The following is a 22,562-nucleotide window of genomic DNA, read 5'->3' as shown; positions in this document are numbered from 1 at the left end:
ATGTCATTCCTGATGGCGCTTATCGTTGTGTAACGTAGCCGTTGGGGCAATAGTCTTCACCGCCTCCCGACTACGCAGAAAGACCCATCCGACGATCCCCGCCAGCATCGCCCCGGTCACCAGATCGATGAACAGGTGTCGGCGCAGTTGCAGGATGGAAAAGGCAATCGCCGCCCCCCATAGAAGATACAAGCCCGTTTTCACTTTCTGCTGACTATCGCTCATCGCCCACACCGCCAGCACCGTTAGCGCAATGTGCAGCGACGGCAGGCAGTTTTGCGGCGAATCGATACGCTGCAAAAGCTGTAGCAGACGGGCAGGGAGATCGTCCCCGATGACCTGCGGATAAGTCATCGTGGTTGGAAAAATCAGGTACACCGCGCCCGCAACCAACGCCGTAAGCTGCGTTGCCCGACGTAATCCAGCCAAGCGCGTAATCGGGCAGGATAAGTAAGACAGTGGAATGATGATGAAAAAGGAGAGATACAGCCAGATAGCCGAGGCGCTAAAAGGAATCCATTCATCAACAATCGAGGGGGGTAACACCGTTCCCTGTCCCTGAAACTGTGCGCTCAGTTGATACACGACCCCAACCGATCCCCAGCCGAAGAGCAGCGCTTTCAGCCGCAATAGCATCGTTGTTTGAGGAAGTCGCATCATGCTTCCTCCTTCAGGCGGGTAATGCGTCTGCGCTTTTGCGTGAATTCTGGTGCGATCTCTCCGACGGTTAACTGCCACCGTAGCCGCGATGCCTCAATGCCCTGCAATGCAAACTGCTGCGACAGACTGTCCCGACAGGCTTCCAGCTCCGGCAGGCTACACGCGGCGGATAAATGCAGCGTCGCGTCTCCCTGCTGTACCAACCGATAGTCGGCATGTAGCGGCAACGCATTGGCAATCACCCGGCTACAGAGATCCGCAAACACGGTTTGAGGTTCACCGCTGCTGTCCGGCAGACGTAGGCTGTCATCGCTGCGCCCTTCAATACGGGCTATCGCCATCGTCACCCGACCACAGGCGCAAGGCGCTTTGTGCTTCACCAACACATCATCCAGTCGATAGCGCACAATTGGCTGCGTGCTGCGGGTGAAATCGGTAATGATGGGCGTAAAGCGTTCATCATCCAGCCACTGCGGCTCGATGTGAATAAATTCTTCGTTGAGGTGTAACGTACCCTGCTCACAGGTCGATGCCAGAAAGCCTTCCGTCGCCTGATACACTTCCCCAACCTGCCCGAACACCTGCTGCAACAGTTGCTTATCCTGCGGCTCCAGCACCTCAGCCACGGAAATCACCTTCTTGACAGACAGACGCAGTTCACCGCGCTGTACCGCCAGCGCCAGCTCGCGCAGCACCTGCGCGGGTGCGACAATAATCGACGGTGACCACATTTCCAGACGCGAAAAATGTTCAGTAAACGGCGCGAAGAGATCGTAGAACGACAGGCTGAGCCAGCGGTTATCGACGCTGTGATAGAGATTGTTATCCGCCCGCAGGAACAGCGCCACCCGTTCACCCGCGCGTAAGCCGTCCGGCAGCATTTTTGCCAGCATGCCTCCGGCCCAAATCTGCTGTTCGCGTGGGCTGACGACAAACAGACCGCGTTGACCCGAGGTGCCGGACGACAACCCGACGCTAAACCCATTCACATTTGGCGTGAAGTCGCGATCGTCCTCACTGCGACGTGCACAGGCGAGCAGGTCGTCCCGCTTAAGCCCGGCGGTATTCATCCGATCGAATTCGGCCATCATCACGGCTTTATCCATCATCGGCCAGAACGCGATCGGTAGCTGACAGTAAGGTTGAAAATAAGGACTACGCGCCAATACCCGCCGCGCAAAACGAGAAAGCTGGCGCTGCTGATGGCGTTCAAGCGCCTGACGAGTGGAAAAACTCAGGCGTCTGGCACGCAAATAATGCCAGATCGTCATCAGCGGAATCATAGGTCGCCCTCGTGACACAGCCGAATCTCAACCTGCCCGTTCAGATGCAACCGATGCAGTTGGTCTAACGTTTGGTAATAGGCTGTTGGATCGTCCATCACCAGATTCGCCAAGCGCGACGGCCCGCGACCTTCGCGATAGCTGTGCGGCGACCAGGCGGCATCGCTTGCCAGCAGCACCCAGCCGTTTTCCGTCAACACAAACGCGCCGAGGTGTCCGACTGCGTGTCCGGGCAACGGCACCAGCACGATCTCTTTATCGCTACCCGGCAACGCATAGCCTTGCGTAAACGGTGCCAGCTCAGCAGGCAGGTCGGTAAGCGGGAAATTTTCGACAAACTGGAGTGCCTGCTCAAAATGTTCAGGTATCAGCGCAGGCACAAACGCCCGCTTCAACGCCGCGAAACCACGCAGATTCCGCGTCTGTTGCCAGCCCAGCGCAGAACAGATAAATGGCACGGCGGGAAAATCCCGCAGCCCTGCGATATGGTCACCGTGAAAATGGGAGATAATCAGGCCGTCGATGTCCGCAGGTTGAATCCCCTGCCCGTGTAGCTGGTGAATCAGCGCGTCTTTCGTCTCGAAATGCACCGGCGTCATTCTACGGTACAGTTGAAACAGGCCGGATCGCGTGGCATCGGTGAAATGCTGCGCATAACCGGTATCCCACAGCCAGCGCTTGCCCTGGCTTTCCAGCATCCAGACTCGCGCCGGAAAACGGCACACCTTCCACCCCGCACCGCGCAGCGCCATGCAGCCCGGATGCAGGCAGTACCCTACTTCAAACGTCGAAATATTAGCCATGTCCGTCAGTACTCCGCTGCGCAAGCTGTGCGTTGAACCAGTTACCGGTTAATTCGATGCCCTGTTGAAGGGAGAAACGCGGCTGATAGCCCAGCTCTTGCTGCGCTTTTTCGGCGCTGAGCGTCATATCGAAATTCACCGCGCCCGCGCTGTAGCGCGTCAGCAGCGGCTCTTTCCGGCTACACCACGAGAACAGCTCCATCCCACCCGCCACCGCATGCAGCAACGGATACGGCACCGCCTTAATGCGATAATTCATCCCCAGTTGCCCCGCCAGCAGTTGAGCAAGCATGTCTGCAAGGCGTGCGGGCTCATGGTTGGTGATGTTGTACGTCGAGCCAGAAACTAATCCCGTTCGCTGGCTGGCAAGCGCCATCGCTTCTACTACGTTGCCGACAAACGTCAGATCCAGCAGCGCCTCGCCGCCGCGCGGAAGGCGCAGCACGCCGCCGCCTACCGCGATCTGTTCCAGAATGCGCGGCAGGATCACACGGTCGTGCGGGCCGAACAGACCACGCGGACGCAGGATCACATAAGTCGTTTGCGGATAACGCGACGTCAGCACACGAAGCCGTTCTTCCGCCAGAAATTTGGTCTGCGCATAATGATTGGCAAAACGCGTCGCGCGGTAGCTTTCGTCAATGTTCAGGTGATGCTGATAATCGAAGTAAATCGCTGGCGTAGAGATATGGACAAAGCGCGGGATACCCAACTGGCCAGCCGCATCGGCCAGCCGCGCCGTTACCTCGGTATTATTCTGATAGAAGTCATCATATTGACCCCACGGCGACGACTTCGCCGCACAGTGCCAGACGGCATCGCAGCCTTTCATCAGCGATCGATACTGCTCTAGCGACGTTTCGACCAAATCAATATAGGCAAACTGTACACCCAGTGCTTCAAGCTGTTGCCCCACCGTGCGATCGCGCCCACAGGCCAACACCTGATGCCCAGCCTGAAGCAACCATTCCACCGCGTTACGCCCCAACCCGCTGGTGGCGCCAGTGACGAAGACCTTCATGGAATCAGTACCATTCCGCCCAGCGTCAACCCGGCTGCCGTACCGACCAGCATCGCGGGTTCACCTTCTGGCAGGCGTTGCGTCACGATGGCATGGTGCAGCGCTGTCGGAATCGAGGCCGCCACCTGATTACCGTGGTAACGGTAAATATCAATCAATCTGTCTGTCGGGATCGCCAGCCTCTTACGCATATGCTCCAGCGACAGGTGGCTGGCCTGATGCGGAACCACTGCCGCCATCTGCTCAAGCGTGAAGCCACTGGCATCCAGCAACCGTTGCAGATAACCCTCAATCAAGGCAGAAGCCTGCCTGAACAACCGTTTTCCCTGCATATGGAACAGAAAATCATGCAGTTCCATCCCCGCTCGCGGATTACGCAACGTACCGCCTGCGCGGATCTGACACAGCTCATTGCCCTTCGGGTAGGTTTCCAGCAGACACGCCGCAATCCCGCTGCGACCATCACCACGTTCAACAATGGCACAAGCGGCACCATCACCAAAAATCAGCGACGATTCTTCGTCATCCCAGTCAATACCGCGTGAGGCCAATTCGGTAGAGACAATGGCAATGCGCCGATAGGCACCGGTATTTAACAACCCTGCGGCTACCTGAAGGGCAGAAATAAAGCTGACGCAACTGCTGTTAATATCAAAACAGGCCGTCCCTTTCGGCAGGGACGATACTTTTAATAAATGACTGGCGCTATAAGGCAGCGCCTGAATCGGGATCGCGGAAGCAAACAACAGTAGATCGATGGATGCGGGTGGAATAACACTCCGAGTCAGCGCGTCATTTAACGCCGCCACACCAAGTTCAGCCTGGCTGGCATGATTATCCGCATGGTGACGATAGATAATGCCTGAACGGCTTTCGACATAGCCTGCGGGTTTATTAAACCGCACATCTAATTCAGCCGAGGTCACCCGCTGCGCAGGAAGCGCGCTGCCGGTAGAAATAATCTTGAGTGGAACCAATCCCTGAGTAAATGCATGACTTTGCGTCTTCAACATCAATCCTTTTCAGATTTATTAGCGTTTTATCTGTACGGATCATGTCATACCGTACAGTATTTATTCATTCTGCTGCTAAGAATAACGAAATCACCACAAATTTAAATCTTTACCTATGTACTCCCACGCTTCCCTACCGCTTTTTTTTCAGTATTCTCTATTTATTCGCTGCGTTATTAAGCCAGAAGTCATACTTATGTCATTGTTTATCAAATCTGTTATTGGCGCGCTGATCGTATTGCTCATCAGCGTATTGGCGAAAAGCCGAAACTATTACATTGCCGGGCTCGTGCCGCTATTCCCCACGTTCGCCCTGATCGCCCATTACATTGTTGGCAGTGAACGCGGGCTGGACGCGCTACGCACCACAATCCTGTTTGGCATCTGGTCCGTCATTCCTTATCTGGCTTATCTCATCTCACTTTATTACTTTACCGCATGGATGAAGTTGCCACAGGCGCTGCTCGCGGCGGTCGTATGCTGGAGTGTATCAGCGGCACTGCTGATCAAAATCTGGACGTGGTATCAGGGAAATTAGCTTCTGACTTCTTTTATTAAGGTAGCGCAATGACAAAAACGACGTACCCCGGCACCGCTTACCGCCCCATTCTCTCTGAGCAAGAAGCGGATCGCTTCACGCTATCGCACTATTTTACGTTGCGTAGGCACAATGGTCATTCTGACACTGACGTTTGGCAACCTACGCCGATTGAGATAGATCCGACGACGCCCTGGATTGTCGGACCACAGGTCGGGGTAGACGGCGCAACGCACGGTACGGTGCAACAAGCGGTCAACGCCGCGCTGCGAACGCAGCAGGATCGAGCGCGTATTGATATTAAATTGCTGCCAGGCACCTATACCGGCACGGTCTACCTCCCCGCCGATGCACCACCGCTCACGCTATTTGGGGCAGGAAAACAGCCGGATGATGTGGTGATTCAACTCACGCTGGATTCGATGTTCTCACCAGCAACCTACCGAGAAACGGTGAACCCGCACGGCGAGTATCAGCCCGGCGATCCAGCCTGGTACATGTACGATCTCTGTGCGTCAAAGCAGAACGCGACGATTGATACTATCTGTGCCGCCGTGGTCTGGTCGCAGAGCGACAATTTCCAGATAAAAAACCTGACGGTGGTCAATTCATTGCTGGATTCAGTCGATGGCCGAGCACATCAGGCCGTGGCACTACGCACCGACGGTGACAAAATGCAGCTTGAAAGGGTTCGTCTGATCGGGCGTCAGGATACGTTTTTCGTCAATACCAGTAACCTCCGCAACGAGTACGTCACAGACCGCTACAGCCGCGCCTACATTAAAGACAGCTACATTGAAGGTGATGTCGATTATGTTTTTGGACGGGCGACCGCAGTCTTCGATCGCGTCCACTTTCACACGGTCTCAAGCCGTGAGGCGAAAGATATTCATGTCTTCGCACCTGACAGCATACCGTGGACGCAATACGGTTTTCTGGCGGTAAGTTGCCGCTTTACGGGAGACGAAGGCTTCAATGGAGAAAGAAAGGCCAAACTAGGCCGCGCCTGGGATCAGGGGGCAAGGCAGACAGGATACCAGCCCGGCCAGACGGCAAACGGCCAACTAGTCATTCGCGACAGCACGATTGACGCCAGCTATGACAGAGAACAACCTTGGGGAGCCGCGGCAACTACCGCGCGACCCTTTGCTGGTAACGCGGATTCAGCCCGCAATCTGGACGATGTACACTTCAATCGACTGTGGGAATACAACAATATCGATGAGGTGTGATGCGCAGCGAAGGAGGACATAATATTCAAGGTGGATGCGGCTCGTGAAAACACCACATTGATATAACTCATGCCATTGGAATTTGATCGGCCTGTAAAACAATACAGGCCATAGAAAAGAAAAATTATTTTTTATTATATTACTGATAAATCTCGCTTAATTAGCATTCCCTGATGTCAGCCAATCATCACGCTTATCCTGAGCGATGTTTATTTCTTTTGCTTTACGCCCTTAACAATGTCGTAAGATTTTATGTTTTTTCACCTCAAAGAAAAGCTATACTAAAGTATAGTTACGGCTGTCTATATAGGTTACTATGGATATACGTATAGGGATGGGTATATACTTTTTCTATTACAGGATGTTGAATTTTCAGGCAGAGGTCATGAGATGTCGCAATTATTCTACGACAATGAAACTATAAGCAGGATAATAAAAAGTCAATTCGATATGGCATTAAGCCACTACGGTGATATCAAATATGCCTACATGGTGTTAAATAAAAAGAAGCCAACAGAGATTTTGATCATTTCCAATCACCATGACGAATGGCGAGAGATATACCGAGCAAATAACTACCAACACATTGATCCTGTGGTCATTGCAGCCCTTAATAAAATCACACCTTTCCCCTGGGATGAAGACTTACTGGTTAGTTCACAACTGAAGATGTCAAAGATATTTAACTTATCCAGAGAGCATAACATCACCAACGGTTACACTTTTGTTCTTCATGACCACAATAACAATCTGGTTATGCTGTCAATCATGATTGATGAATCTAATGTGAATAACATCGATGACGTAATCGAGAGTAATAAAGATAAGTTACAAATGACGTTGATGACTATTCATGCAGAAACCATCTCTCTTTACAGAGAGATGATTAGAAACAAGGAAGATGAGAGATCAAATGATAAAGATATTTTTTCTCAACGGGAAAATGAAATTCTTTATTGGGCCAGCATGGGTAAAACCTATCAGGAGATAGCACTGATATTAGATATTAAAACAGGCACCGTTAAATTTCACATCGGCAATGTTGTGAAAAAACTCGGCGTATTAAATGCCAAACATGCAATCAGACTTGGCATCGAGCTACAACTCATCCGACCGGTTCAGTCATAGGCTCGAAAGACAGTGGCCACTCTCGCAACTTACTTTCAACAAATTCCTGATTGTGATTTATACGGCGAACTAGCACATCCTGGCTTTCATTATCGACAGGTAAAAAAAGTAGATAAACCCTTTCGTGTTTTTCTGACATACCCTGTTCAACAATCGAAATTTTCCAACCAGAACGTTTCAGTATTGTAAGCATAGGATGGCTGACAATCGTGTAAACACCATCATATCCTTTACTCTTTGAGTAATTCACCGTTGCCAAGAAGAACATCGTACTAACGGGATAAGAATTTCCTAGAATAGTTTTCGACCGCGCTTTATCTACAAAAAACCGACTCGACTCAATATATTTTCCCTCTGGAATATCTATTTTTTCAAAATACGGAAAAAATGTTCCGGTGATCATATTAGGATATTTCGTTTCAATTAGCCGAGAACTGCAAATAACCTGATCATCCTCTACGCCGAAAAGATAAGTCGCATTATCATCATCATACTGATCGAACTCCATCCCGTTAATACATTTTACCGCCCAATTCAGCCTATCCTTGAACGTTTCTTTCCTAAGCGTAAACAATTCTTCCGATTTTTTTTCCGACAGTAGTGTGTAGCTTACATCGAATATTTCTAACATTTTTCCTCCATTAAAAATTTGCAGCTAGACATCAAAAAAACAGATAGACCATCCAATAGACTCTTTCGCCTTTTAACAAAAACCTAGGCTTATTGTTATTGTATTCTGTCGCTTTCCACGATAGTTGTACAGATGCAACCTGCATTGTCAGCAAGAGTTCACACACGAAAAAACATTGCGAGAAAATCAAACATAAACATAGGGTAAACAGATAAAAAAAATCCGGAACGCGAGGCGGTTCCGGATTTTTATATAATCTAATCTGTGCGTTACTTCTCTGTTTTATCCTGCAACTGCCCGACTTGCGGCAAACCAGTGCTGGCAGAAGAAGAAAGCAAACCTGTCTCAGCATAGTTAAACAGTTTTTCACGCGTGTCCGTGATATCCAGATTGCGCATGGTCAACTGACCAATACGGTCATCCGGTGAGAAGACCGAGTCGCCTTTCTCCATCGTCAGACGTTCTGGTTTATAGGTCAGATTGTCAGACACCGTGTTCATGATGGAGTAATCATTGCCACGACGCAGTTCCAGCGTCACTTCGCCAGTGATAGCACTGGCAATCCAACGCTGAGAAGAATCACGCAGCATCAACGCCTGAGAGTCAAACCAGCGCCCCTGATACAGGAAACGACCCAGTTGACGGCCATTCGCGTGATATTGCTCGATGGTGTCTTCGTTGTGGATACCAGTAACCAGACGCTCATAGGCAATGTGCAGCAGTGCCATTCCCGGCGCTTCATAGATGCCGCGGCTTTTTGCTTCGATGATCCGGTTTTCGATCTGGTCGCTCATGCCCAGACCGTGACGACCGCCGATGCGGTTCGCTTCCAGCATCAGTTCAACATCATCGGTAAAGGTCTTGCCGTTCAGCGCAACCGGATGGCCACGCTCAAAGCGGATGGTCACTTCTTCTGCCGGGACTTTGACGTTCTCATCCCAGAATTTCACGCCCATAATCGGGTTAACGATTTTGACGCTGGAATTCAGGAATTCCAGATCCTTCGCTTCGTGCGTCGCACCCAGAATGTTGGAGTCAGTCGAATAGGCTTTTTCAGCCGACATTTTATAGCCGAACCCTGCCTGTGACATAAACTCGGACATTTCCTGACGGCCGCCCAACTCATCAATAAAATCGGTATCCAGCCACGGCTTGTAAATCTTCAGTTCAGCATTGGTCAGCAGGCCGTAGCGATAGAAACGCTCAATATCGTTTCCTTTGTAAGTACTGCCGTCGCCCCAGATGTTCACGCCGTCTTCTTTCATCGCGGCAACCAGCATCGTACCGGTCACGGCACGGCCCAGCGGTGTGGTGTTGAAATAGGTCACGCCTGCCGTTGTGTTATGGAATGCGCCACACTGAATGGCAGCGATACCTTCGGCGACCAACTGTTTACGGCAATCGATAAGGCGAGCATTTTCTGCGCCATATTCCATAGCCCGACGTGGGATTTCCTCGTAGTCATCCTCGTCTGGCTGTCCCAGATTTGCGGTATACGCATAAGGAACCGCGCCCTTTTGACGCATCCAAAGCAGCGCAGCGCTGGTATCCAGACCACCCGAGAACGCAATACCAATACGCTGACCAACCGGAAGATGCTTGAGAATCGTTGTCATAAATGTAATCCCTGCTCGAAAGATCTATGGATAGAAGCGTAGTCGCTCACACCATTATGTTACGCCATACATTCCTGAGCGTTCATGCCCTGTGTACATCACTACACCAAACGGGCCGGTCGATGACCAAAATTGACACGCTCACAAATGCATATTTATGCAAAATAAGTGAGTGATAATTTAAACATCTTTTTGGCGGGACAGGAAGAGAAGAGTCATGCTTTCGTGCAAAAAAATTCGTGGCTAATTCACGACCAAGTTAGCGAGTATAGCGCCATCTTCTCTTTAGGCTAAGCAGCAAAAATCGTTTACGCGACTCACTCGACACTAATAAAACATCGTTTCATTTTTACGACATTTCTTTGCTATCCTCTGGCGGTTAACACCTTCCCTTGCATATTGCTGGAGATGCTATGTCTAAGAAAGTCGCCGTTCTGCTAGCCCCTGGGTTTGAAGAAGCGGAAGCGATTATGGTGATTGATGTACTGCACCGTATGAAGATAGAAGTCACCATGCTGTCATGCTATGACAGACTGGAGTTACACAGTTATCACAATATTCGCATGTTTGCCGATGCGCTGCTGGAAAGAAACCAGGACACGCTGTTTGATGCCGTGGTTATTCCTGGCGGCCCGCAGGGTACAGTGAACCTGGCCGCAAACCCGATGGTTGTCGAGTTCATCCGCCGCCATGACGAGGCGGGCAAGCTGATCTGCCCACTGTGCTCCGCAGCCGCACGCGTACTGGGTGGCAACAAACTGCTTAAAGGCCGTCGCTACGTCTGCTCCGGGGATTTATGGCAAGACGTGACCGATGGCGTTTATGTCAACGAGAAAGTCGTGGAAGACGGCAATCTGATCAGCGGCAAAGGGCTGGGCGTGTCATTTGATTTTGCCTTTACCATCGCCACCCGTCTGACCGGTGACAAGGAAGACGCCAACTTCCAGGTTGAGCACATCGATTACGATTACTGGCGCGTGCCAGCGTAACCGTTCACCAGCCTAATGATAAGGCGCGCACCATCGCGCCTTCCTGCTTGACCTTCCTACTTGAATAAACTGAATAGTCTTAATAGCCTTCCCCATAGCGCTCTCGGTACTCTTTCGGCGTGATGTCATACCCTTTCTTAAAGACAGCGTAAAAGTAAGGCAATGAAGGGTAGCCACACATCAACGAGATCTCACTAATCGAGAGCGAGGTCGAGATCAGCAAATTTCGCGCCCGATCCAACTTCTCCGCGTGAATCACACCGTGGATCGTCTGACCAACCTCATCTTTGAAGCGCTTTTCTAAATTTGAGCGGGAAATCCCTACCGCATCCAGCACCTGCTCGACCTTAATGCCTTTACAGGCGTGATAGCGGATAAAGTGCATCGCCTGAATAACGGCAGGATCGTGCACGGAGCGATAGTCCGTAGAGCGACGCTCGACCACTCGAACCGGCGGCACCAGAATACGTTGCAGCGGCAAATCGGCCTGATTCAGCAATAGCTGATGCAGCAGTTTCGCAGCACGATATCCCATTTGGCGCGTACCTTGCGCCACTGATGACAACGCCACGCGTGAAAGATAGCGAATCAGATCTTCGTTATCGATCCCGATGACGCACAGCTTTTCTGGTACGGCAATATTCAAATGCTCGCAGACCTGTAACAGGTGGCGCGCGCGGGAATCCGTCACCGCGATAATTCCCGTCTGCGGCGGCAGCCCTTGTACCCAGTCGGCCAGCCGATTTTGTGCGTATTGCCAGTTATCCGGTGAGGTTTCCATTCCCTGATACACCACGCCCTGATACTTTTCTGCCGCCACCAACTGCCGGAAAGCATGCTCCCGCTCCTGTGCCCAGCCTTTCCCACCCGATGCTGGCAGGCCATAAAAAGCAAAGCGGTTCAGCCCTTTCTCTTTGAGATGCATAAACGCGCTTTCCACCAGTGCATAATTATCTGTAGCGATGTAATGCACTGGTGGGTAATCCTCGGGCTGATGGTAGGAACCACCAACTCCCACCAATGGCACGTTCACATCCTGTAATAGCTGTTTGATCTGGCTATCGTCAAAATCAGCAATCACGCCATCGCCTAGCCATTCTTTGATGTTATCAATACGGCAACGGAAGTCCTCTTCAATGAAGATGTCCCAATCACACTGAGAAGCCTGTAAATATTCGCCAACTCCCTCAACCACCTGACGGTCATACACTTTGTTGGCATTAAACAGCAGCGTGATGCGATAGCGTTTTTCAAACATGGTTATTGGTGCTCATTAATCGCAAGTTCCTTGAATAAAACCCTCTTTCTTGAATAGCACAGCGCCCCCAGAGGCCAAAATAATTTGCTGATTATTGCGAGCCGCCACGTGTTTCCTCCACAGACCCCGCATCACATCATACTCGCCGTTTTGTGGCAGTATCCATCCACACCGCCAGCAGCAGGATCCCGCCTTTCACGACGTATTGCCAGAACGTCGGCACATCCAGCATGCTCATCCCATTATCCAGCGACGCCATGATAAATGCCCCCATCACCGCACCCGCCACGCTGCCAATACCGCCCGCCAGACTGGTTCCGCCAATCACGCAGGCCGCAATCGCATCCAGCTCGGCAATATTCCCGGCGGATGGCGACCCCGCCCCCAATCGTGAACTGAGAATCAACCCAGCGACCGCGACCATCAGGCCGTTAATCGCAAACACCGCCATTTTGGTGCGTTCGACATTCACTCCCGATAAACGTGCAGCATCGATGTTCCCGCCCACCGCATAGATACGGCGACCAAACGCGGTTCGCGTCGCCAGAAAAATACCGCCCAACATCAACAGCGTCAGCACCAGAACCGGCGTTGGCACGCCACGGTAGTCATTTAGCAGATAGATGGCCCCCAGTACGACCAGTGCCGTCACTGTCTGACGGCCAATGTCGCCAGAAGGTGGATTTATCGGTAATCCTAACCGAGCACGGCGACTGCGCCGGCGCCACTGCCAGCCAATAAACACCATCAGCCCGATGGCACCGAACATAAAACCGATGCCGGAAGGCAGATAGCTCTGTCCGATCTGCGACATTGCCTCACTGGTCGGGGAAACCGTCGTCCCATTGGTAATGCCGATCAGAATGCCGCGAAAAGCCAGCATTCCCGCCAGCGTCACGATAAAAGAAGGGACTTTCCGGTAGGCGATCCACCAGCCGTTCCAGGCACCAAGCAATAATCCCAGCGCAAGTGTCACAACGATGGTCAACGGCAAAGGCCAGCCAAACCAAACATCAAAAATAGCCGCCGCGCCCCCTAATAGCCCCATCATCGAGCCAACCGACAGGTCAATCTCAGCAGAGATAATGACGAACACCATACCGACCGCCAGAATGCCGGTGATCGCCGTTTGCCTCAGCAGGTTGGAGAGATTGCGCGCACTAAGGTACGCCCCATCGGTCATGTAGGTGAAAAAGAGCATGATGGCGATGATGGCGGCAATCATCACGTAGACCTGAAGGTTGATGCTTTTCAGCCGTTGCAGCATCGAGACAGATCCGGCGATATGTTGTTGTTCAGACTGCGATGTTTTCAGCACGGTGTTCACTCCTTAATGCAGCTTCCATAACCTGTTCCTGGGTTAAATCACGATTGATCAAATCCGCTTTGATACGCCCCTGATGCATCACCAGCACCCGATCGCTCAACCCCAGCACTTCGGGCAGTTCGGAAGAAATGACAATGACGGCAATGTGCTGTTTTACCAGCGCATTAATGAGTTTATAGATTTCATATTTGGCACCGATATCGATGCCACGCGTGGGTTCATCAAGGATGAGAATACGAGGATTCAGCAGCAGGCATTTCGCCAACACCGCTTTTTGCTGGTTACCGCCGCTTAAGCGGGCGATCGCCAGTTCTGGGCTGGAGGTTTTCACTTTCAGATTTACTAGCGACTGCCGGATGATGTCCTGCTCACGCGCATCATCCAGCGTGGAAAGTGCCCCTGTGAATTGATCGAGCGCCGCCAGCGTCATATTCTGCGCTACGCTCATCACTGGGACGATGCCGTCCTTCTTACGATCCTCTGGCACCATTGCAATGCCTTGTGCCATAGCCTGCTGGCAGTTGCTGATAGTCACCCGCTTGCCGTCGATAACTACGTTGCCCTGCCAGCGGCCGTGATAGGCACCGAACAGGCACTGCACCGTCTCTGTCCGCCCTGACCCGACCAGCCCAGCGATACCCAGAATTTCTCCCCGATGTAGCGAGAACGAGACATCATCCACCCGGCGAATGTGGCGATTGACCGGGTGCCAGGCGGTAAGGTGTTCTACACGCAGCACTTCTTCACCAATGACATGCGGTTCATTGGGGTAAAGCTCTGTCAGTTCTCGCCCCACCATCATGGCAATGATCTGATCCTCACTCAGCTCAGCCGCCGGACGCGTGCCGATATGCTTCCCATCGCGAATGACGCAAATCACATCAGAAATGGCTTTAACTTCGTTGAGCTTGTGCGAAATATAGATGCAGGCGATACCGTGATCGCGCAGATCCTGAATGATCTCAAGCAGGATGCCCGTTTCCCGTTCAGTCAATGAGGCGGTAGGTTCATCCAGCACCAGCAGACGCACCTGCTTGTTGAGCGCCTTGGCGATTTCCACCAGTTGCTGCTGACCTAATCCGAGTTCTCCCACTTTGGTATTCGGGTCGACAGCCAGCTTGACCTGTTCCAACATGCGCTGGCAGCGTAGATACATATTGTCGTAATCCATCACGCCAAAACGCGTCCACTCATTGCCCAGGAACATGTTCTCCAGCACCGTCATCTCTTTCACCAGCGCCAGCTCCTGATGAATAATCGCGATGCCTTTTTGCTCCGTATCGCGGATATGGTTGGCACGCAGTTCATCACCGGAGAAGATAATCTGCCCGTCATAGCTGCCATGTGGGTAGATGGCACACAGCACCTTCATTAAGGTCGATTTCCCTGAGCCATTCTCACCGCACAGCGACAAAACCTGACCGGCCTCCAGCATCAGGCTGACGTTATCGACGGCTTTCACCGTACCAAACGCCTTCGTGATGTTTTTCATTTCTAACAGATGCGGCATCATGACCTCCATGATTCAGGTGTATCAGACCTAACGTCAGCGACAGTGGCGAGCCACAACCTCATGTCGTGGCCCGGTAACCTCTTTCCTACATCCTGAAATCTATTGGCCGCGAAATGTGTTAATACACATCCGCCTTTTTGTGGAAGCCATCGACAATGATGGTGGAATCGATATTGGACTTATCGACGGGAATCGGCGTCAGTAAGAAGGAAGGGATATCTTTCAACCCATTGTTTAGTTTAGCGTTAGACTCCGGCGCTTTACCTGACCCCAGTGCCACTGCGATATCTGCGGCATCTTTCGCCAGTTTGCTGATCGGTTTATAGACCGTCATGGTCTGTGTCCCAGCGACAATACGTTTGATCGCCGCCAGATCGGCATCCTGACCGGAAATAGCCACTTTCCCCGCTAATCCCTGTGCGGCCAGCGCCTGAATCGCCCCACCCGCCGTGGCATCATTCGACGCGACGACAGCATCAATCTTATTGCTGTTCGCCGTTAGCGCATTTTCCATAATTTTCAGCGCGTTCTCCGGTAGCCAGGCATCGACCCACTGATCGCCAACCACCTTGATCTTCCCACTCTCGATCAACGGCGTGAGCACTTTCATTTGCCCCTGACGAAACAGCTTCGCGTTATTATCGACTGGTGAACCGCCCATTAAGAAGTAGTTCCCGCCTGGCACCTTATCGACGAGATATTTCGCCTGTAGCTCGCCAACCTTTTCATTATCAAATGAAATATAAAAATCCACATCCGCATTATTAATCATGCGATCGTAAGCAAGCACTTTTATTCCCTCACGTTTTGCTTCTGCAATAACATTGCCAAGCACCTGTCCGTTATAAGGAATAATAACTAATACATCGACACCGCGATTGATCATGTTTTCTATTTGAGAAATTTGCGTGGCTTCATTGCCGTTTGCCGATTGGACAAAAACATCCGCGCCCTGTTTTTTGGCTTGTTCAACAAAAAGATCGCGATCTTTCTGCCAGCGTTCAAGACGTAAATCATCAATCGCCATGCCTATTTTAACATCCTTCGCGAAGCCGGGCTGACAGGCTAAAGTGAATACGGCACAAGCTGAGAGTAAAAAATGTTTAACTTTCATCATAGCGTACCTTTTTATTTAAAATGCAGGGCTGAGGACTCCAATAGCCAGATGAGTATTGTCGCTAAATACCCCCCCATCAATTACAGATTTTTATCCTCCAATTATGTTTTTTGGTTTAATTTCCGTTTTTTGATACGGGTCATATTTTATTGTTGAACGACATATTCATGTTGTTACTTATTGCGGAGCGTATTCAGATTAAAATACCGTCATTTTTGCGACACAGCACACATTTAATAATTCTCTGAATTTCAGTGTGAAATAACGTAATTGAGGAAATGCTCATCCGCTCCGAAAATTAATCGCATTACCGTCTCTTCCGTCTGGGTGGTTTCTAAGGAGTCAACGATGCAAGCCTATTTTGAACAGATCGAAAAAGTCCGTTATGAAGGTAGCCAAAGCAACAATCCCTTCGCCTTTCGTCACTACAATCCCGATCAGGAAATTCTCGGTAAACGTATGGCGGACCATTTGCGTTTTGCCGTCGCTTATTGGCACACATTCTGCTGGAACGGAGCGGACATGTTTGGCGTCGGCTCCTTTGCCCGTCCGTGGCAGCAGTCGGGAGAGGCACTGGAGTTAGCGAAGCGCAAGGCGGACATCGCATTCGAATTCTTTCAAAAACTGAGCGTGCCTTACTACTGCTTTCATGACGTCGATGTCGCTCCAGAAGGGAACTCACTGAAAGAGTATTTACACAACTTTGCCGTGATCACCGATGTGCTGGCGGAAAAGCAGCAGGCTAGCGGTGTAAAGCTGCTGTGGGGCACCGCCAACTGCTTCACCAATCCCCGTTATGGCGCTGGTGCAGCCACCAACCCTGACCCTGATGTGTTTGCCTGGGCGGCAACACAGGTGTTCACCGCGATGAACGCAACCCAAAAACTGGGCGGTGAAAACTATGTACTGTGGGGCGGGCGTGAAGGATATGAAACGCTGCTCAATACCGATCTGCGTCAGGAACGTGAACAGATCGGCCGCTTCATGCAGATGGTTGTCGAGCATAAACACAAAATCGGTTTTCAGGGCACACTGCTCATCGAGCCAAAGCCGCAGGAACCGACCAAACACCAGTACGATTACGATGTCGCCACCGTTTATGGCTTCCTCAAACAGTTTGGGCTGGAAAAAGAGATTAAAGTTAACGTGGAAGCCAACCACGCGACACTGGCTGGCCACTCGTTCCACCATGAAATCGCCACCGCTGTCGCGCTGGGCGTTTTCGGATCGGTCGATGCGAATCGCGGCGACCCGCAGCTTGGCTGGGACACCGATCAGTTCCCTAACAGCGTGGAAGAGAACGCGCTGATCATGTATGAGATTCTCAAAGCGGGCGGCTTTACGACGGGTGGCCTGAACTTTGACGCCAAAGTTCGTCGCCAGAGCACCGATCGCTATGACCTTTTCCATGCGCATATCGGCGCGATGGATACGATGGCGCTGGCGCTCAAGGCTGCTGCCAGAATGATTGAAGATGATAAGCTCAATCAACTGGTCGCCAAGCGCTATGCGGGCTGGAACGGAGAACTGGGTCAGCAAATTCTACAGGGTAATTCATCGCTGGAATCGCTCGCCCACTACGCGGAAAACCACCAACTGGCACCACAGCACCAGAGCGGCCAGCAAGAATTGCTGGAAAATCTGGTTAACCGCCACCTATACCCTAAATAATTCGAGTTTCAGGACAAAACGTATTCGTTTTGAATAACGCGAAGCGTTAGCCCTTTAGGGCGATGCTCATCAATGAGCATCGTAACATGGCAAGCGAAGGTATCCCGATGAGCTTACTCAGGTAAGTGATTCGGGTGACAAATCTGCCGGGAGCAGATTTGAACGCTGCTTGCAGCGGCCCTTCAGGGCGAGGCCACGACGGGCCGAGTATTTGGACGTAGCCAACGCACATGCAACTTGAAGTATGACGGGTATATTTGGCTAGAGCGGTACGCTTGCCTGCTACGGCAGGTTAAAAAACTGCCGTAACACGAGGTTATCAGGAGCCACTATGTATATCGGTATTGATCTGGGTACGTCTGGCGTTAAAGCCATCCTGCTGGATGAAGCTGGAGAGGTGATTGCCAGCCATAGCGCCGCGTTGAGCATTTCGCGTCCGCACCCGCTCTGGTCGGAACAAGCGCCTGAAGACTGGTGGCAGGCAACCGACCAGACACTACAGGCGCTGGCGGCAACGCATAGCCTCCGTGCGGTGAAGGCGCTAGGGCTGACAGGACAAATGCACGGAGCCACCTTATTGGACGCCCGCCAGAACGTGCTGCGCCCTGCGATTCTCTGGAATGACGGACGTAGCGCAGCGCAATGTCGAACGCTGGAACAGTTAGTACCTACATCACGCCAGATTACTGGCAACCTGATGATGCCAGGCTTTACCGCCCCCAAACTAAAATGGGTGCAGGAAAATGAAAACGCTATCTTTCGTCAAATCGACAAGGTTCTGCTGCCAAAAGACTACCTCCGCTGGCGTCTGACAGGGGAATTCGCCAGTGATATGTCCGATGCGGCCGGAACCCTTTGGCTAGACGTCGCCAAACGGGACTGGAGCGACGCTCTGCTGGAAGCCTGTTCGCTGACCCGTGAACACATGCCCACACTGTATGAAGGCAGCCAAATTACCGGTTATCTGCGACCGGACATTGCCAGTCGCTGGGGTATGGATACCATCCCTGTTATTGCTGGCGGTGGAGATAACGCAGCCGGCGCGATTGGCGTCGGGCTGTATCAAACCGGTCAGGCAATGCTGTCTCTCGGCACATCCGGCGTTTACTTCGCCGTCAGTGACGGCTTTCTCAGCAATCCACAGCATGCCGTCCACAGTTTCTGCCATGCACTGCCAAATACCTGGCACCTGATGTCCGTGATGTTAAGCGCAGCATCCTGCCTGGATTGGGTCGCCCGCCTGACACACGCCGAGAGCGTATCTGCACTGTTGCAGGAGGTCGCCTCAACGCCAGCCGATAATGCCATCACACCGGTGTGGTTCTTGCCCTATTTATCCGGTGAACGCACACCGCACAATAATCCCGATGCCAAAGGGGCATTCTGGGGACTTACCCATCAACACGGCCGCCCAGAACTGGCAAAAGCGGTACTGGAAGGCGTGGGGTTTGCGCTTGCTGACGGGATGGATGCACTGCATATGACGGGGCTCAAACCCGATAGCATCACGCTGATTGGTGGTGGTGCGCGCAGCGCCTACTGGCGGCAAATGCTGGCGGATATCAGTGGTCAAACGCTGAAGTACCGTACAGGAGGGGATGTCGGCCCAGCGCTAGGTGCTGCACGTCTGGCACAAATCGCTATGCATCCCCATACGCCACTGGCGGAGATCTTACCACCGCTACCGCTGGAACAGGTTCATCAGCCGGATCCTCAGCGTCATGCCGACTATGCCGAACGGCGGCGCACATTTAAAGCGCTCTACCAACAGCTTAGTCCGTTGATGTAACACTGTTCGTCCAATGTACTGGACAGTTCATCAACTCACCCAGCGCCGCGCATCAATCTTCTGTAGCGCCATCGAAAGCAGCAGGCTACCCGCCAGCGCGATGGAAAAAACATAAAAAATATCGAGAACCGGGTGAGATGGTAACGCGACATCATGCGTTCGCAGATAGTGAATAATCAACGCATGGAAACCGTAAATCGCCAGCGAATGGCGCGAAATGATAGCAAAACCGGGTAGAACCCGCTGGCTAAAATACTGCTTAAACACGATCAACAGGCTGACCGCAGCCAGGAAAACTAACGGGCCACAGTAGATATAAAACGTCTGAGTGAACGTGTCATTCAATAATGTGTGATGCTTCGTCCCCATCGCAATCAGCGCGACACACGCAATGAAGAAAGGGATAGCGGCCAGCACGACTTTCTTTGGCACGTCCAACATGCCCAACGCTCGCCCCAGCGCGGCATACAGCACGTAGTAAAACGTATCGCCGTAAATATAGAGATTAACGGGTAGTAATTTAAACCCTTCAAACCCCACTCGCCCCGTATTGGGGTTGGCGACAACAGCTAATAAGATAATCAAGACCGCCAAATATTTGCCCGATACTGGCTTGATTGTAATAAGTGGAGAGAGCAGATAAATCACTACAATGGCGTAGAAAAACCATAAGTGATAAAAGACCGGTTTTTGTAGCGCATGGTGCAATGAATTCAGGCCATTAATCGGTGTGAGTGTCGCAATATAGATCAGCGCGACCGTACTATAAAAAAGCAGACATAAGCCGATACGCAGAAAATGTTTTTTCCCCGCACTACGCTCACCAAAAAATAAGTAGCCCGAGATCATGAAAAACAGCGGGACGCAGACGCGTGAAGCAGAGTTCAGGACATTCGCCACATCCCAGTGCCCGTCGCCCGGTATGCCGCCCGCAGTAATATAGTAGGTTGTGCTATGAATCAGAACGACCATCATGCAGGCCAGCGCCCGCAGGTTATCAATCCAGCCGATCTTATCTGTCATGCACAACCTCTTGAAAGCAAAGCGCTATTCAAAACAGCGTAGCCGTTGTTAAGCGCTGACACAATCTACTATCAACGATCAGCGACTAACCATCGGGCAAATCTGAGTGCTTAGGACGAATTAACGCAGAAAATCCACATCGATTTAGGCTACGCATGCGCACCCACCCGCAGTGGCAGGCGCGCAGGGTTTTAAGGAAGTATGCTGTTAGAACAATCCCATCGGCTTATCAGAGTAACTCACCAGCAGGCATTTGGTTTGTTGATAGTGTTCCAACATCATTTTATGGTTTTCACGCCCGATACCAGACTGCTTGTAGCCCCCAAATGCCGCATGCGCCGGGTAGGCGTGATAGCAGTTGGTCCAGACTCGACCAGCCTGAATGCCGCGCCCCATTCGGTAAGCGATGTTGCCGTTACGGCTCCACACGCCAGCGCCCAGGCCGTATTCTGTATCGTTGGCAATCTCCAGCGCATCTTCCATCGTCTTGAACGTCGTTACCGCCAGCACCGGGCCGAAAATTTCCTCCTGGAAGACGCGCATACTGTTTTTACCGAACAATATCGTTGGCTCCAGATAGTAACCTTCTGCCAGCCCACCAGGCATCGCCTTACGCTGGCCGCCCGTGAGCACCCGCGCGCCCTCTTTCTTACCGATATCAATATAGTTAAGGATGGTGTCAAGCTGGCCGGCTGACACCTGTGCGCCCATCATGGTTTTGCTGTCCAGCGGGTTACCGGTACGGATAGCCTCAACGCGCTTGATTGCCCGCTCCATAAAGCGATCGTAGATCGATTCCTGCACCAGCGCGCGGCTCGGGCAGGTACAAACCTCTCCCTGATTGAAGGCAAACAGCGTGAAACCTTCGAGTGCTTTGTCAAAGAAGCTGTCTTCCTTATCCATCACATCGGCAAAGAAGATGTTCGGCGATTTTCCGCCCAACTCCAGCGTCACTGGCGTCACGTTCTGCGCCGCATAGCTCATGATCTGCTGGCCCACTTCGGTCGACCCGGTGAACGCGACTTTCGCAACGCGTTTCGATGTTGCCAGATACTCGCCAATCTCGCTCCCCGACCCATTGACGACATTAATGACCCCCGCGGGGAGTAGATCCTGAATCAACTCCATCAAAATTAGCACCGACATCGGCGTCAGCTTGGCAGGCTTCAGCACAATACAGTTACCGGCAGCCAGTGCTGGTGCCATCTTCCAACAGGCCATCAGCAGCGGGAAGTTCCAGGGAATAATCTGCGCAACAACGCCGAGAGGCTCATGAAAATGATAGGCCACGGTATCGCCGTCAATTTCGCTAATCGCCCCCTCTTGCGCACGGATACAGGCCGCGAAATAGCGGAAGTGGTCAATCGCCAGCGGCACATCCGCCCCGCTGGTTTCACGTATCGGTTTACCGTTATCCCAGGTTTCCACCTGCGCCAGCCGTTCAAGGTTTTGTTCCATCCGGTCGGCAATACGATTAAGCACCAGCGCCCGCTCCTGCACCGACAGACCACCCCATTTCGCTTTTGCGTTATGAGCCGCATCCAACGCATGGTCAATATCTCGCGTTGTCGAACTGGCTACTTCACACATAGGTTGACCCGTTACTGGCGTCAAATTGACAAAATACTGACCCGCATCAGGTGGAACCCAAGCTCCGCCGATAAAATTGTCATAGCGTTTTTTCAGATTAAGAGAGCCGACATCACCAGATGCAGATCGGCCTTCGAGATTATCGTGCGCCATTTCAGTCTCCTTTTCATTTCCGGGTGAGCGGCCATGCCGCAGTGAAAAAAAGAGGCAAGCAGTAAGCCGCTACATAAAGCCTATACGGGGTATGACGTTAGCGACAGGATTCGGCCAGAGAAGAAGGCAACTCTTCGAGTTGACGCACAGTTTCTTTCCTGTTGCAGGAAAAATACACATTGCTATGCGAGCACACTCGCTGTTCCT

General features: G+C 51.8%; 19 protein-coding genes. 6 read left to right on the top strand and 13 right to left on the bottom strand.

The window, feature by feature from the left end:
- Positions 1 to 3: 3 nt before the first annotated feature.
- Genes A7983_RS08455 through A7983_RS08435 form a run of 5 tightly spaced genes read right to left on the bottom strand, consistent with a single transcriptional unit; the run spans position 4 to position 4,780 of the window.
- Complete coding sequence (locus A7983_RS08455; RefSeq protein WP_039478909.1) at positions 4 to 657, bottom strand: phosphatase PAP2 family protein; 654 nt, start codon at positions 655 to 657, stop codon at positions 4 to 6.
- Positions 657 to 1,943, bottom strand: coding sequence for a F390 synthetase-related protein (locus A7983_RS08450; RefSeq protein ID WP_005968038.1), 1,287 nt, complete (start codon positions 1,941 to 1,943; stop codon positions 657 to 659). The genes A7983_RS08455 and A7983_RS08450 overlap by 1 nt, the downstream gene beginning before the upstream one ends.
- Entirely contained in the window at positions 1,940 to 2,746 is an 807-nt protein-coding gene (locus A7983_RS08445; protein WP_005968040.1) for an MBL fold metallo-hydrolase, read from the bottom strand. Before A7983_RS08445 ends, A7983_RS08450 begins: the two co-directional genes overlap by 4 nt.
- The gene (locus A7983_RS08440; RefSeq protein ID WP_005968042.1) at positions 2,739 to 3,767 is read right to left on the bottom strand and encodes an NAD-dependent epimerase/dehydratase family protein; all 1,029 of its coding nucleotides are present in this window, start codon (positions 3,765 to 3,767) and stop codon (positions 2,739 to 2,741) included. Before A7983_RS08440 ends, A7983_RS08445 begins: the two co-directional genes overlap by 8 nt.
- Positions 3,764 to 4,780, bottom strand: coding sequence for a 3-oxoacyl-[acyl-carrier-protein] synthase III C-terminal domain-containing protein (locus A7983_RS08435; protein ID WP_043885409.1), 1,017 nt, complete (start codon positions 4,778 to 4,780; stop codon positions 3,764 to 3,766). Before A7983_RS08435 ends, A7983_RS08440 begins: the two co-directional genes overlap by 4 nt.
- 196 nt (positions 4,781 to 4,976) lie before the next feature.
- On the opposite strand from A7983_RS08435, the gene A7983_RS08430 reads away from it, so the two are divergent.
- From A7983_RS08430 to A7983_RS08420, 3 genes are all read left to right on the top strand, one after another.
- A complete protein-coding gene (locus A7983_RS08430) occupies positions 4,977 to 5,318 on the top strand; it encodes a GlpM family protein (RefSeq protein ID WP_005968046.1) in 342 nt (113 codons plus the stop codon).
- A gap of 29 nt (positions 5,319 to 5,347) precedes the next feature.
- A complete protein-coding gene (pemB, locus tag A7983_RS08425; protein ID WP_005968049.1) occupies positions 5,348 to 6,550 on the top strand; it encodes a pectinesterase PemB in 1,203 nt (400 codons plus the stop codon).
- A 390-nt stretch (positions 6,551 to 6,940) separates the two neighbouring features.
- Positions 6,941 to 7,678, top strand: coding sequence for a LuxR family transcriptional regulator (locus tag A7983_RS08420; protein ID WP_005968051.1), 738 nt, complete (start codon positions 6,941 to 6,943; stop codon positions 7,676 to 7,678).
- On the opposite strand, the gene A7983_RS08415 is transcribed toward A7983_RS08420, so the two are convergent.
- Positions 7,656 to 8,309 (bottom strand): acyl-homoserine-lactone synthase, encoded by a 654-nt coding sequence (locus A7983_RS08415; protein ID WP_005968053.1) that lies wholly within the window; start codon positions 8,307 to 8,309, stop codon positions 7,656 to 7,658. The genes A7983_RS08420 and A7983_RS08415 overlap by 23 nt on opposite strands.
- Before the next feature lie 269 nt (positions 8,310 to 8,578).
- Entirely contained in the window at positions 8,579 to 9,925 is a 1,347-nt protein-coding gene (gene argG, locus A7983_RS08410; protein ID WP_005968056.1) for an argininosuccinate synthase, read from the bottom strand.
- 413 nt (positions 9,926 to 10,338) lie between these two features.
- On the opposite strand from argG, the gene A7983_RS08405 reads away from it, so the two are divergent.
- Positions 10,339 to 10,914: a DJ-1/PfpI family protein gene (locus A7983_RS08405; RefSeq protein WP_005968059.1), complete on the top strand. Its 576-nt coding sequence runs from the start codon at positions 10,339 to 10,341 to the stop codon at positions 10,912 to 10,914.
- Between the two features lie 79 nt (positions 10,915 to 10,993).
- Here A7983_RS08405 and xylR read toward each other — a convergent pair whose 3' ends face one another.
- The 4 genes from xylR to xylF form a co-directional block, all read right to left on the bottom strand.
- On the bottom strand, positions 10,994 to 12,172 hold the full coding sequence (gene xylR, locus A7983_RS08400; protein WP_005968062.1) for a D-xylose utilization transcriptional activator XylR: 1,179 nt from the start codon (positions 12,170 to 12,172) through the stop codon (positions 10,994 to 10,996).
- Between the two features lie 136 nt (positions 12,173 to 12,308).
- Positions 12,309 to 13,439: a xylose ABC transporter permease XylH gene (gene xylH, locus A7983_RS08395; protein WP_081503801.1), complete on the bottom strand. Its 1,131-nt coding sequence runs from the start codon at positions 13,437 to 13,439 to the stop codon at positions 12,309 to 12,311.
- Between the two features lie 28 nt (positions 13,440 to 13,467).
- Positions 13,468 to 15,009 (bottom strand): xylose ABC transporter ATP-binding protein, encoded by a 1,542-nt coding sequence (locus A7983_RS08390; RefSeq protein ID WP_005968066.1) that lies wholly within the window; start codon positions 15,007 to 15,009, stop codon positions 13,468 to 13,470.
- A gap of 121 nt (positions 15,010 to 15,130) precedes the next feature.
- Positions 15,131 to 16,126: a D-xylose ABC transporter substrate-binding protein gene (xylF, locus tag A7983_RS08385; RefSeq protein ID WP_039478875.1), complete on the bottom strand. Its 996-nt coding sequence runs from the start codon at positions 16,124 to 16,126 to the stop codon at positions 15,131 to 15,133.
- Between the two features lie 351 nt (positions 16,127 to 16,477).
- Here xylF and xylA point away from each other — a divergent pair, with 351 nt between their 5' ends.
- Together xylA and xylB are read left to right on the top strand one after the other, a co-directional pair.
- Complete coding sequence (xylA, locus tag A7983_RS08380) at positions 16,478 to 17,800, top strand: xylose isomerase (protein ID WP_005968070.1); 1,323 nt, start codon at positions 16,478 to 16,480, stop codon at positions 17,798 to 17,800.
- Positions 17,801 to 18,131: 331 nt separating this feature from the next.
- Positions 18,132 to 19,589 (top strand): xylulokinase, encoded by a 1,458-nt coding sequence (gene xylB, locus A7983_RS08375; protein WP_005968072.1) that lies wholly within the window; start codon positions 18,132 to 18,134, stop codon positions 19,587 to 19,589.
- A gap of 30 nt (positions 19,590 to 19,619) precedes the next feature.
- On the opposite strand, the gene A7983_RS08370 is transcribed toward xylB, so the two are convergent.
- Together A7983_RS08370 and exaC are read right to left on the bottom strand one after the other, a co-directional pair.
- Positions 19,620 to 20,612 carry an acyltransferase gene (locus A7983_RS08370; RefSeq protein ID WP_005968074.1) on the bottom strand — a complete coding sequence of 331 codons (993 nt, stop codon included), beginning with the start codon at positions 20,610 to 20,612 and terminating at the stop codon, positions 19,620 to 19,622.
- 207 nt (positions 20,613 to 20,819) lie between these two features.
- Complete coding sequence (gene exaC / locus A7983_RS08365; protein WP_005968077.1) at positions 20,820 to 22,355, bottom strand: acetaldehyde dehydrogenase ExaC; 1,536 nt, start codon at positions 22,353 to 22,355, stop codon at positions 20,820 to 20,822.
- Between the last annotated feature and the right edge of the window lie 207 nt (positions 22,356 to 22,562).

It is taken from the genome of Pectobacterium wasabiae CFBP 3304, assembly GCF_001742185.1.
Lineage (GTDB): Bacteria > Pseudomonadota > Gammaproteobacteria > Enterobacterales > Enterobacteriaceae > Pectobacterium > Pectobacterium wasabiae.
This window is presented reverse-complemented; position numbering and strand designations above follow the sequence as displayed.

Bases quoted from the DNA above. Each gene is read 5' to 3' on its own strand.
- A7983_RS08455 (WP_039478909.1), bottom strand. From the start codon at position 657: ATGCGACTTCCTCAAACAACGATGCTATTGCGGCTGAAAGCGCTGCTC.
- A7983_RS08450 (WP_005968038.1), bottom strand. From the start codon at position 1,943: ATGATTCCGCTGATGACGATCTGGCATTATTTGCGTGCCAGACGCCTG.
- A7983_RS08445 (WP_005968040.1), bottom strand. From the start codon at position 2,746: ATGGCTAATATTTCGACGTTTGAAGTAGGGTACTGCCTGCATCCGGGC.
- A7983_RS08440 (WP_005968042.1), bottom strand. From the start codon at position 3,767: ATGAAGGTCTTCGTCACTGGCGCCACCAGCGGGTTGGGGCGTAACGCG.
- A7983_RS08435 (WP_043885409.1), bottom strand. From the start codon at position 4,780: ATGTTGAAGACGCAAAGTCATGCATTTACTCAGGGATTGGTTCCACTC.
- A7983_RS08430 (WP_005968046.1), top strand. From the start codon at position 4,977: ATGTCATTGTTTATCAAATCTGTTATTGGCGCGCTGATCGTATTGCTC.
- pemB (WP_005968049.1), top strand. From the start codon at position 5,348: ATGACAAAAACGACGTACCCCGGCACCGCTTACCGCCCCATTCTCTCT.
- A7983_RS08420 (WP_005968051.1), top strand. From the start codon at position 6,941: ATGTCGCAATTATTCTACGACAATGAAACTATAAGCAGGATAATAAAA.
- A7983_RS08415 (WP_005968053.1), bottom strand. From the start codon at position 8,309: ATGTTAGAAATATTCGATGTAAGCTACACACTACTGTCGGAAAAAAAA.
- argG (WP_005968056.1), bottom strand. From the start codon at position 9,925: ATGACAACGATTCTCAAGCATCTTCCGGTTGGTCAGCGTATTGGTATT.
- A7983_RS08405 (WP_005968059.1), top strand. From the start codon at position 10,339: ATGTCTAAGAAAGTCGCCGTTCTGCTAGCCCCTGGGTTTGAAGAAGCG.
- xylR (WP_005968062.1), bottom strand. From the start codon at position 12,172: ATGTTTGAAAAACGCTATCGCATCACGCTGCTGTTTAATGCCAACAAA.
- xylH (WP_081503801.1), bottom strand. From the start codon at position 13,439: ATGCTGCAACGGCTGAAAAGCATCAACCTTCAGGTCTACGTGATGATT.
- A7983_RS08390 (WP_005968066.1), bottom strand. From the start codon at position 15,009: ATGCCGCATCTGTTAGAAATGAAAAACATCACGAAGGCGTTTGGTACG.
- xylF (WP_039478875.1), bottom strand. From the start codon at position 16,126: ATGAAAGTTAAACATTTTTTACTCTCAGCTTGTGCCGTATTCACTTTA.
- xylA (WP_005968070.1), top strand. From the start codon at position 16,478: ATGCAAGCCTATTTTGAACAGATCGAAAAAGTCCGTTATGAAGGTAGC.
- xylB (WP_005968072.1), top strand. From the start codon at position 18,132: ATGTATATCGGTATTGATCTGGGTACGTCTGGCGTTAAAGCCATCCTG.
- A7983_RS08370 (WP_005968074.1), bottom strand. From the start codon at position 20,612: ATGACAGATAAGATCGGCTGGATTGATAACCTGCGGGCGCTGGCCTGC.
- exaC (WP_005968077.1), bottom strand. From the start codon at position 22,355: ATGGCGCACGATAATCTCGAAGGCCGATCTGCATCTGGTGATGTCGGC.